Below are 9,753 nucleotides of genomic sequence, written 5' to 3'. Positions count from 1 at the left end.
CGAGGAGTACAACAAACGACTGCTCGTTGCGACGACCACGTGAACCCGTCACGAATTTCCACTCACATGCGGCGAAGCCGCTCAGGCGTGCTTGGCGACCAGGTCACCCACCCGAGGCAGTGCCTCGGTGACGTTCTTCTTCGCCGAGCCACGCAGGCTGCCGTAGAACTTCTTGACGACGGACTTGTCGGTTTCCTCGATGCGCGCATCGGTCACCGAGAGCAATGCGTCGGACGCGGCGTCGCCATTGGCGGCGAGATACTGACCGAACGTGCCCTGTGGGGCAGCGTTGTACGACTGCCAGAACGGGTCGAGCTTGTCCACGAAATCGGGCCACAGGGCAGAGACCGCGCTGTCGATGTACGACGGCCCGACCTTCTTCACTGCGCCGTATCCCCCCTTGACCGCGAGTCCACTCGCGCCCTTCTTGTCGGCAACCTCGGCGTCGATCAGAGCCAGGACATCGACGCGCAGCGCGTCGGCCTTCGACTCGTCGAGCAGCGAATCCTTGAGTGCAGCAACCACTTCGAAGTTCCTCCCAGATGTGTAGCGGCCCCACGCGGACCGGGCGCAAGACTACCGCAGAAGGGCGTGGCAGCGCCGAACTCGATCGATCCACCACTGCGTGCGCTCGGCGTCGGCACCGAGTTCGATCAGGGCCTGCGCATCCGGTTCGGCGCTCCGGACCGGATACGTTCCGTCGACCACGTCCAGTGCCGGGGCGACGTCACGGACGAACAGGCTGCCCGTCCCCAATCCGCACGCGAATTCCAGATGCGGCAGCGCTGCGGCTGCGGCGAGCCCGGAGGCTATGCCGACTGCAGAATCGAGCGCACTCGACACCACCACCGGCACGCCGTACTCCGCCAACTCGCCGGCCAGTTCGAGCACCGCCCGCATCCCGCCCAGCGGAGCGACCTTCACTACCGCGATGTCGGCTCCGCCTGCCCGCACGACCCTCATCGGGTCCTCGGCTCGGCGGATGCTTTCGTCGGCGGCCACCCGTATCCCCGGCATCCGACGCCGCAGTTCGACCAACTCGGGCACGGTGGCGCACGGTTGCTCGGCGTACTCGAGCGGCCCGTCGGCGGTCAGGGCCGCCAGCGCCGTCACCGCCTCGTCGACGGTCCAGCCGCCGTTGGCGTCGATTCGGACCCGCGGCACCAGCTCGCGAACCGCGCGGACGCGTGCAACGTCGTCGGCCAGGCTCTGCCCCTTCTCGGCCACCTTCACCTTCGCCGTCTCGGCCCCGGGAGACCGACTCAGCACCGACGCCACGTCGGAGGCAGGTACCGCAGGAACCGTCGCGTTCACCGGGACGCGTCGACGCAGCGGGCTCGGCGGGCCCTCCCACGCGGCCTCGATCGCCGACGCCAACCACGGAGCCGATTCGCCGTCTTCGTACTCGGTGAACGGCGAGAACTCACCCCACCCGGCTGGCCCGTGAATCAACATCACCTCACGGGTGGTGATGCCGCGGAACTTCGTCCGCATCGGCATCGAGAGCACGTGGGCACCGTCGAGCAGGTCGTCGACCGCCGGGATCATTGCTGCCCCGGGAGCAACTGCACCATCAACGCCTCACAGTCGGCCAACAGGTTGCCGTCCAGATCCGTGAGCCGAGCGTTGATGAACGTCTTACGTCCTTCCACCCTGTCCACCGCACCCTCGACGACCAGCTCGGTGTTCAGCGGCGTCACCTTGCGGTAGTTGATGTGCAGGTACGCCGTCCGGCTGATGGGCCTGCCGTAGGCATGTTGGATCAGGCCGAAGAGGTCGTCGAACAGCAGCGGCAGCGTGCCGCCGTGCGCGGCGGAGTTACCCCCGAGATGGAAGCGCCGGAACATGCCCCGGCTGCGGACGCCGTCGGCGTCGATCTTCTCGATGATCCAGGGCATCAGCAACAGCGAGCCTCGGCCCGGCAGACGCGGAACTCGCCCGGCCGTCTGACGTCCCTCGGCCACCACGTGCGGCGTCAACAGCTCGATCAATTCTCGGGCCTTGCCTGCGGCTGCCTCGGTGACCTCCGCAGGCAGCGAGGTGGACACCGCGAGGTCCTGCACCGTCCGCAAGGCCTCGAGCAGCTGCCCGTACTCCGGCCCCACCTTCGCCGGAACGAAACGCGGGAAGCCGCCATGATGGTCGTAATCGGGGTCGGAATCGCGGTCGAGCTCGATCGGGTCGGTCATAACTGCACGCTAGCTGCACCGACCGGTCGGCACGGATGCAACCCCGACCACCGTTAAGCTGACGCCCGTGACCTTCACTCCCGAGCTGTGGCTCCCCGTTCCCGGTTTCGAAGATCTGACCGACATCACCTATCACCGGCACGTGTCCGACGCGACCGTGCGAGTTGCGTTCGATCGTCCCGAGATTCGCAACGCGTTTCGGCCGCACACTGTCGACGAGCTCTACCGCGCACTCGAGCACGCGCGGGTGAGCTCCGACGTGGGTACGGTGCTCCTCACCGGAAACGGGCCGAGCAGCAAGGACGGCGGCTGGGCCTTCTGCTCCGGCGGCGATCAGCGCATTCGTGGACGAAGTGGCTACCAGTATGCGGACGGTGAAACGGCCGAGACCGTCGACAAGGCTCGCGCGGGACGGCTGCACATTCTGGAAGTGCAGCGGTTGATCAGATTCATGCCCAAGGTCGTCATCTGTCTGGTCAACGGCTGGGCCGCGGGCGGAGGCCACAGCCTGCACGTGGTGTGCGACCTGACGTTGGCGAGCCGCGAGCATGCTCGGTTCAAGCAGACCGACGCCGACGTCGGCAGCTTCGACGGTGGCTACGGCAGCGCGTACCTGGCCAAGATGGTCGGCCAGAAGTTCGCCCGAGAGATATTTTTCCTCGGCGAGACGTACTCGGCCGAGGAGATGCACCGGATGGGCGCAGTGAACAAGGTGGTCGATCACGCCGAGCTCGAGAACACGGCCATCGAATGGGCAGCGAAGATCAACGCGAAGTCTCCACAGGCGCAACGGATGCTCAAGTACGCGTTCAACCTGCAGGACGACGGCCTGGTGGGCCAGCAGTTGTTCGCCGGTGAAGCGACTCGCCTGGCATACATGACGGACGAGGCCGTGGAGGGGCGCGACGCTTTCCTGGACAAGCGCGAGCCCGACTGGTCGCCGTTCCCTCGATATTTCTGACCCGCTCGTGAACTCCCCAGGCGGCTCGCGGAACGCACTCGTCCGGTGGTTTCTGCAGCCGTTCGATTACGCCTGGATGGCGGATTTTCAGAACTCGCGCCCCACAGGTCGACTCATCCGATGGGTGATGGCCGTCCTGACACTGAACTACGGCGCTCTCGCGGTGGTGTCCCTCTTTTCCGTCGACACCTCGCGGAGCATCGTCGCGATCGGCTGGAAAGCCGTCATGCTCGTCATGGTCGTGGTGGTCGCAGCCGCGTGGATCACCAGACCGTTCCCCGGCCGATTCGGGGTGGTGGCATTTGCCGTATTCGCCGACCTGGGCACGGCATCCGCGCTTTTGATCAACCCGATCGCGGACGCGATTCTCACGTGCGCACTGTTCGCTGTGATCGGCACCTTCTGCACGTTCTTCCTCAGCCCGCGCTGGCTGGTGGCCCATTTGTTCTTCGCAGTGGCGTGCACTGTCGCGGCCGCAGTGGCGACCCACGGCGGCGCCGACGTGGACATCGCATCGTTGATCTTCCGGACCAACGTGGTGCTGTTGGCGATTGCCGGGGTTCCGCTGACCTCGCACCTGCTGGTGACCGTCCTGACCGAGGACGCTCGAAGTTCGTTTCTCGATCCACTCACCGGGCTGCTCAATCGGCGCGGACTCGACGCGGACGTGGACGACGTGTGGCTGCTCGGGCGGGACCAGGACCGATGCGTGGCGGTGCTGGTGGTGGATATCGACCGCTTCAAATCCATCAACGACCGCTACGGGCACGAGGAAGGTGACGCAGTCATCGTGCGCGTCGCCGAGCGGCTCGGATCCCACCTCGGCGAGTACGGGGTGCTCGCCCGCACCGGCGGTGAGGAGTACCTCGCCGTGGTGTCGACGTCCCGATTGCATATCGACGCGCTGATCCACGGAGTGCGCCGAGCCCTACGTGATTCGGCCGACTCCGTCTCGGTGACCGTCAGCATCGGGGCAGCCATCGTGTACTGGGATTCGGCGCTGTGGGATCAGGACGTCGACATCGTCACCCGCGCAACACGGGTGGCGGACTCGATGATGTACGAGGCCAAAGCTGCGGGCGGCGATCGAGTGATCAAGAGCGTGCTGTAGGTCGAACCCGCGGAACGACCGTAAGTGGGCGTGGTATCCATGCGGGGTGGACATCCTCGCTTCCCGGACAATTCTGCGCCCGGCCGACTACATGAAGACCCTCGAGTTCTATCGCGACGGCCTTTCCCTTGCCGTGTTTCGGGAGTATCCCGGCGGCACGGTGTTGTTCGTGGGCCAGGGTTTGCTCGAGATCGCGTCGCATCATCGCGGCGACGAGCCAGGAACGTTCGCCGGCGCGCTGTGGCTGCAGGTACGCGACATCGATTCGGCAACCAGGGAATTGGAATCGGCTGGGATTCCGATCGTGCGCGAGGCGCGAACCGAGCCGTGGGGCCTGATCGAGATGTGGATCGAGGACCCGGACGGGATTCCGGTCGTGCTGGTGCAGATCCCGCAGGATCACCCGCTCCGACGGGACAACCGCTAACTACTGCGGGCGCTGTCGGCGATCGTGCGCAGTACCGACTGTGCCGACTGCGGCCGCGACCACAGATACCCCTGTGCCAGAGTGCACCCGAGCTCGAGTGCAGCGTCGGCCTGTTCGCGGCTCTCGATGCCTTCGACGATCATCGTCAGATCGAGGTCCTTCGCGACTCCGGCCAGCGACCTGATCATCGCCCGCCCAGCGACGGTATCGACGAACCGCGTCAGGTGACCGTCGATCTTGATGCCGTCGGGCTGCAATGTCACCAACCGTTCGAGCGAGGACCAGCCCGAACCGAAATCGTCGAGCAACACCCGGAAGCCCAGCCGATGCACGTCGTCGATGTGCCTGCGCAGCAGCGGCCCCGGTGTCACGGCGGTGGTTTCGGTGAGCTCGAGCGAGATGGACGACGGGGACACCCCGGACGATACGATGGCGCGTTCGAGGTGGCTGACGCCGTCGGGGTGGGCGAGGTGGCGTCCGGAAATGTTGACCGTCAGTCGAAGGTCGGGACGGTGGACGTGCCACTTCTTCATCTCGGCCGCGGCCTGGGTGAGCACACTGAGGTCTACGTCGATGATCAGTTCGCTGGCCTCGGCGAACGGGACGAAGTCCGCTGGTACCACCATCCCGCGGGTGGGGTGGTGCCAACGCGCCAGCGCCTCGAAGCCGACGATTTCTTCGGTCCGCAGATCCACGATCGACTGGAACCAGGGCACGATGTGACCGTCGGCGATGGAGTCGGCGATGTCGTTGTCACTGCCCAGACGGATGACGCCGGATCCGACGCGGCGATGCAGATCGAGTTGCTCCTCGAGTACCGACGCGAACTGTTCGAGTTCCTGCATCTGCTCACCCGAGAGGGATCGCGGCGTGCGATCGAGCAGGCACAGGGTGCCGATGACCAGACCTTCTCGACCGCGCAACGGAACGGAGGCGTACGACGCGATGCCGTTGTCGTCGAGGATGGCGCGCTGCCGGGTGGTGGCGTGCACGCGTCCGTGCGCTACGACTGCGGGCTCCCCGGTGCGCACCACGTCGTCGCACAGCGTGTCGGCTCGCTCGACGGTGGACACCGGCGGCCCGCCGACGTTGACCAGCGTGTACTGAGTGTCTTCGTCGAGAACGTTGAGCTGGGCGATGGCGAATCCGACGCTGCGAGCGGCGAATTCGACCGTCGACCGCAGCGCTGGCGTGGTTGCCTCGACATCGAGATATCGACGAGCGGAGTCGCTCTGTCGGCGAGACTGGGAGCGCGCGGTGTCCGCGACCTCACCGTCCACCGGCATCTCCTCACCCAAGACGACCGGGCCCGTTCTGGAACCGGATCCAGGTGAGCTTAACCGTGCAAGATCGGCAGATTCGACCGATAGCCCAACTCGGAGTGGTCACAACGACGGATAGCGCGTGTGGAGTAGCCGGTGCCGCAGCACCGCAGCGGCAAGCCGCTTGCCTTCGTCGGTCGCAACGAATCCGTCAGCCCGCGACCCGGACGTGCGATCTTGCTCCGACAACTCGAATGCTCCGAGCGCGCTCAGCTCGGCAACCAAGGCCATGGCCAGCGGCTCGGCATGCTCGGGAGCCGGAGCCTCGCCTGCGTGGGTCCATCCTTCGGCGCGTAACAGTCGCGTCAGGTCGTCGGCGCTCGTCTCCACATCGGCGACATCGTGACCGACGATCATGCGCGCAAGAATCACCTCCGCCGCGATGGTGTCCGGGTGATATGCAGTGCCGACGATGCCGCCGGTGAGCACGCGCCACAGCCCGTCCGAGCTGAGCTGCCGGGTGCGGGCAGTGGGCACCAACCGCCCGGCAGAACGTCGCAGCAGACGCACCCTCATGAGCAGGCGTCGGAGCACGAGAATCTTTTCGGTGTCGAGTTCGCGACCGACATGAGAGGGACGCTCGGCCGGAGGAAAAACGGTGTTCGCGATACTCGCCACCAACTCGTCCGGCAGGTACCCGGCATCGGTGAGAGCAACGCCGTCGCCGATGCACGAGATGAAGCTCTCCAGCCTGCGCACACAGCCGTACATCGGCTCGACGGCATCGTGCAGCGCGTCGCGCAATCCAAGATAAAGCTCTGCCCGCGGTGCGCTGTAACCACTCCAGAGTTCGATGCGGTGATCGAGCAGTTGTTCCAGCAGAATTGCCTCGGACTGGTCCCTCCCACGATCGGAGGTCAACACCGCATCGGTGACGCCGCGTAGCCGCATGGCCCGCGCATTGGCACCGAGAGGTTTACCACCCGGCTTCGAAGGTTCGAACTCGCCGGCGATGGTCGCCACTTCCAGTGTCTCGCCGATCTTTTCGACGATGACCCGCTCGATGCCGGTAGGGGCGTCCTGCCAGGTGACCAGTTCGGTGTCGAGGGCACCGATGCCCGACTGCTCGGCGGCGGCGCGGTATTTCTGCAACCAGGCCGCGTCGTCGAGTGTTCGCACGAGCTCCTCGGTGACCGCGCTGCGCGCGATATCCGCATATCCGACGCGGCCGAGGCGGTCGAGCAACTCGCCGAGCGCGCGAGCGATGTCGACGCCACGATCGGGACCCTCCGCGGCGTGCCGCAGATAGACCCAGAGGAAACACTGCACCGAATGCTGAGTGGGGCCTGCCGGCGGAGACACGCCGACCAGACCGTCCCACCCCAGACGCGCATCGGCAGCGAGCGCGGGATCGACGGAATCGAAATACGACAGAGCGGCCGAGACCGCGTCGTCCATGCCCGATCCCTTCACGGTGTTCCACTGTTCCACAGCAATACGATCCGGGGCGACGACCACCGTGCGCCACGCCACTGGAGAACTGGACATATACGGCAAAAAGGTGAACTGGAGATGAACGCAACACGACTTTCGACCACCCAAGACGAACACTTCGCAAGAAATTTCCACGAAACAGCGTTCATGTCCCACACTTTGCACCGTGAGCGCTGAATTTCTCGTACTTCTCGTGGTGGTCGTAACGGCATTGGCCTTCGACTTCACCAACGGTTTCCACGACACCGCCAATGCCATGGCGACGTCGATCGCAACGGGGGCACTCAAGCCCAAGGTTGCGGTCACCCTGTCTGCCGTCCTCAATCTGGTCGGCGCCTTCCTGTCCGTAGAGGTCGCAGCCACCGTCGCGAAGGGCATCGTCAATCTCGGCGACACCGGCGGCCAGGCCCTGCTGACCATCATCTTCGCCGGCCTCGTCGGCGGCATCCTCTGGAACCTCGCCACCTGGCTGCTCGGCATCCCGTCGAGCAGCTCGCACGCACTGTTCGGCGGCCTCATCGGTGCCACCATGGCGGGCCTGGGAACCAGCGGCGTCGTGTGGGACGGGGTGTGGAGCAAGATCGTGTTGCCCGCCGTGCTGGCCCCCATCGTCGCCGGCCTCGTGGCCACCGTCGGCACCTGGATCATCTACCGCATCACCAACGCAGTTCCCGAGAAGTCGAAGGAGCGCGGATTCCGCTGGGGCCAGATCGGTTCGGCCTCGCTCGTCTCGCTCGCACACGGCACCAACGACGCCCAGAAGACGATGGGCGTGATCTTCCTGGCGCTCGTCGCCTACGGCACCGTCTCACCCGACGCCGAAATGCCCCTGTGGGTCAAGGTCACATGTGCGCTCGCCATCGCGTTGGGCACCTACCTCGGCGGCTGGCGCGTCATCCGCACCCTGGGCAAGGGCCTGGTCGAGATCGCATCTCCGCAGGGCATGGCCGCCGAATCCTCCTCGGCTGCAATCATTCTGACGTCGAGCCACCTCGGCCTCCCGCTCTCGACCACCCAGGTTGCCACCGGCTCCATCCTCGGATCAGGAGTCGGCAAACCCGGCGCAGCAGTGCGCTGGAACGTCGCGGGCCGCATGGCCGTCGCCTGGGTCATCACCCTGCCCCTCGCCGGAGTGGTCGGCGCCGCGTGCTGGCTGCTCGCCGATACCATCGGCGGATTGCCCGGCGTCCTCGTGGTCTTCGCCATCCTCGTCGCGCTCGCCACCGTCATGTACATCCGCTCGCGCCGTGAGCCCATCGACCCGGGCAACGTCAACGCGGACTGGGACGGCGGCCTCGTGCCGGCCTCCACCGACTCCGACTCTCCCGCGAAGGTCTGAACCCCATGGACACTCTCAAGCACACGCTCGATTCGCTCTGGCAGGTCGTTATCGTGGGACTGCTGCTCGGCGCAGGCCTGCCTGCGATCTTCGCGTTCGGACTCAAGGCACTCTCGGTCGGTGAGCCCTCGGACGAGGCCACCGCCGAAGGCACCACCCGGGTGGCCCGGCCGGCAGTCGCCACTGCCGCGGCCGTCCTCTGTTTCGCAGTAGTTGTCGTCGCGATCGTGGCCGGAATCCTCTTCATCATGAAGAATTTCCTCGACAGCACATTCGGCATCTCCGTCTTCTGACACCTCCGAAAGGGTGTAGCTCCCATGACCGACTCGACCAAGACCGCATTTCCGGCCTCGGTGCTCGAATGGCTCCGAGCCGGATACCCCGAGGGCGTGCCGCCCAAGGACCGCTTCCCACTCGTTGCCCTTTTGCGCCGTGCCGCACTCACCGACGTTCAGGTGCAGGAGATCGTTCTCGAACTGGTCTCTCCCGCCAACGGCGCACTCGACGACGGTGTCATCTCGCACGACGAGATCGCGACCTACATCCGCGAACAGATCGACGCCGAGCCGACGGCCGAGGACATCTCTCGCGTCTCCGCTCGTCTGGCAGCCGGTGGTTGGCCGCTCGCGGATCCGGCGGCCCTGTAAGTCCATGTCGGTCCCGTCGTTTCTCCACTCGATCGTCGGGTGGCTTCGCGGCGGGTATCCCGACGGGGTACCCGCCGCGGATTACGTTCCCCTCCTTGCTCTTCTGAATCGGCGACTGTCCGACGACGAAGTGCAGTCGGTGATGGATGCACTCATCGCCGACGGCCAGCTGCCCGCCGACAAAGCAGGTATTTCCGTCACCATCACCAAGGTCACCAACGAGATGCCCCGGGAAGAGGACGTCAACCGGGTACGCGCGAACCTCGCCGCTGGTGGCTGGCCGCTGGCCGACCCGTTCACGCTGCGCCGCGAGGACTAACCTC

General features: G+C 65.7%; 12 protein-coding genes. 7 read left to right on the top strand and 5 right to left on the bottom strand.

Annotated elements, in window-relative coordinates; genetic code table 11:
- Positions 1-81 precede the first annotated feature (81 nt).
- Genes QM797_RS23650 through QM797_RS23640 form a run of 3 tightly spaced genes read right to left on the bottom strand, consistent with a single transcriptional unit; the run spans position 82 to position 2,189 of the window.
- Positions 82-525 carry a DUF6918 family protein gene (locus QM797_RS23650; protein WP_057475204.1) on the bottom strand — a complete coding sequence of 148 codons (444 nt, stop codon included), beginning with the start codon at positions 523-525 and terminating at the stop codon, positions 82-84.
- 51 nt (positions 526-576) lie between these two features.
- Complete coding sequence (locus QM797_RS23645; RefSeq protein WP_283278101.1) at positions 577-1,548, bottom strand: o-succinylbenzoate synthase; 972 nt, start codon at positions 1,546-1,548, stop codon at positions 577-579.
- Positions 1,545-2,189, bottom strand: a complete 645-nt coding sequence (locus QM797_RS23640) for a PaaI family thioesterase (RefSeq protein WP_283278100.1) — start codon at positions 2,187-2,189, stop codon at positions 1,545-1,547. Before QM797_RS23640 ends, QM797_RS23645 begins: the two co-directional genes overlap by 4 nt.
- A 67-nt stretch (positions 2,190-2,256) precedes the next feature.
- On the opposite strand from QM797_RS23640, the gene QM797_RS23635 reads away from it, so the two are divergent.
- Genes QM797_RS23635 through QM797_RS23625 form a run of 3 tightly spaced genes read left to right on the top strand, consistent with a single transcriptional unit; the run spans position 2,257 to position 4,688 of the window.
- Complete coding sequence (locus QM797_RS23635) at positions 2,257-3,150, top strand: 1,4-dihydroxy-2-naphthoyl-CoA synthase (RefSeq protein WP_037171788.1); 894 nt, start codon at positions 2,257-2,259, stop codon at positions 3,148-3,150.
- A gap of 7 nt (positions 3,151-3,157) precedes the next feature.
- Positions 3,158-4,261 carry a GGDEF domain-containing protein gene (locus QM797_RS23630; RefSeq protein WP_283278099.1) on the top strand — a complete coding sequence of 368 codons (1,104 nt, stop codon included), beginning with the start codon at positions 3,158-3,160 and terminating at the stop codon, positions 4,259-4,261.
- 46 nt (positions 4,262-4,307) lie between these two features.
- Positions 4,308-4,688, top strand: a complete 381-nt coding sequence (locus QM797_RS23625; RefSeq protein ID WP_283278097.1) for a VOC family protein — start codon at positions 4,308-4,310, stop codon at positions 4,686-4,688.
- Here QM797_RS23625 and QM797_RS23620 read toward each other — a convergent pair.
- Together QM797_RS23620 and QM797_RS23615 are read right to left on the bottom strand one after the other, a co-directional pair.
- Complete coding sequence (locus tag QM797_RS23620) at positions 4,685-5,968, bottom strand: sensor domain-containing phosphodiesterase (RefSeq protein ID WP_283278095.1); 1,284 nt, start codon at positions 5,966-5,968, stop codon at positions 4,685-4,687. The genes QM797_RS23625 and QM797_RS23620 overlap by 4 nt on opposite strands.
- 105 nt (positions 5,969-6,073) lie before the next feature.
- Positions 6,074-7,483: a hypothetical protein gene (locus QM797_RS23615; protein WP_283278093.1), complete on the bottom strand. Its 1,410-nt coding sequence runs from the start codon at positions 7,481-7,483 to the stop codon at positions 6,074-6,076.
- Positions 7,484-7,610: 127 nt separating this feature from the next.
- Between QM797_RS23615 and QM797_RS23610 the strand changes: the two genes are divergently transcribed.
- From QM797_RS23610 to QM797_RS23595, 4 genes are read left to right on the top strand one after another with little or no spacing between them, the layout of a single operon-like run.
- Positions 7,611-8,783: an inorganic phosphate transporter gene (locus tag QM797_RS23610; RefSeq protein ID WP_283278092.1), complete on the top strand. Its 1,173-nt coding sequence runs from the start codon at positions 7,611-7,613 to the stop codon at positions 8,781-8,783.
- 5 nt (positions 8,784-8,788) lie between these two features.
- The gene (locus tag QM797_RS23605) at positions 8,789-9,076 is read left to right on the top strand and encodes a hypothetical protein (RefSeq protein WP_283278091.1); all 288 of its coding nucleotides are present in this window, start codon (positions 8,789-8,791) and stop codon (positions 9,074-9,076) included.
- Positions 9,077-9,100: 24 nt separating this feature from the next.
- Complete coding sequence (locus QM797_RS23600) at positions 9,101-9,430, top strand: DUF3349 domain-containing protein (RefSeq protein WP_283278089.1); 330 nt, start codon at positions 9,101-9,103, stop codon at positions 9,428-9,430.
- Between the two features lie 4 nt (positions 9,431-9,434).
- Positions 9,435-9,749: a DUF3349 domain-containing protein gene (locus QM797_RS23595; RefSeq protein ID WP_283278088.1), complete on the top strand. Its 315-nt coding sequence runs from the start codon at positions 9,435-9,437 to the stop codon at positions 9,747-9,749.
- Positions 9,750-9,753 lie beyond the last annotated feature (4 nt).

The organism is Rhodococcus sp. IEGM 1381 (assembly GCF_030056795.1).
Classification (GTDB): Bacteria; Actinomycetota; Actinomycetes; order Mycobacteriales; family Mycobacteriaceae; genus Rhodococcoides.
The sequence above is the reverse complement of the archived record's forward strand: the minus strand, read 5'-3'. Positions and strand labels throughout refer to the sequence as shown.

Excerpts from the sequence above, each read along its gene's own strand:
- QM797_RS23595 (WP_283278088.1), top strand. The coding sequence starts at position 9,435 with ATGTCGGTCCCGTCGTTTCTCCACTCGATCGTCGGGTGGCTTCGCGGC.
- QM797_RS23640 (WP_283278100.1), bottom strand. The coding sequence starts at position 2,189 with ATGACCGACCCGATCGAGCTCGACCGCGATTCCGACCCCGATTACGAC.
- QM797_RS23645 (WP_283278101.1), bottom strand. The coding sequence starts at position 1,548 with ATGATCCCGGCGGTCGACGACCTGCTCGACGGTGCCCACGTGCTCTCG.
- QM797_RS23605 (WP_283278091.1), top strand. The coding sequence starts at position 8,789 with ATGGACACTCTCAAGCACACGCTCGATTCGCTCTGGCAGGTCGTTATC.
- QM797_RS23600 (WP_283278089.1), top strand. The coding sequence starts at position 9,101 with ATGACCGACTCGACCAAGACCGCATTTCCGGCCTCGGTGCTCGAATGG.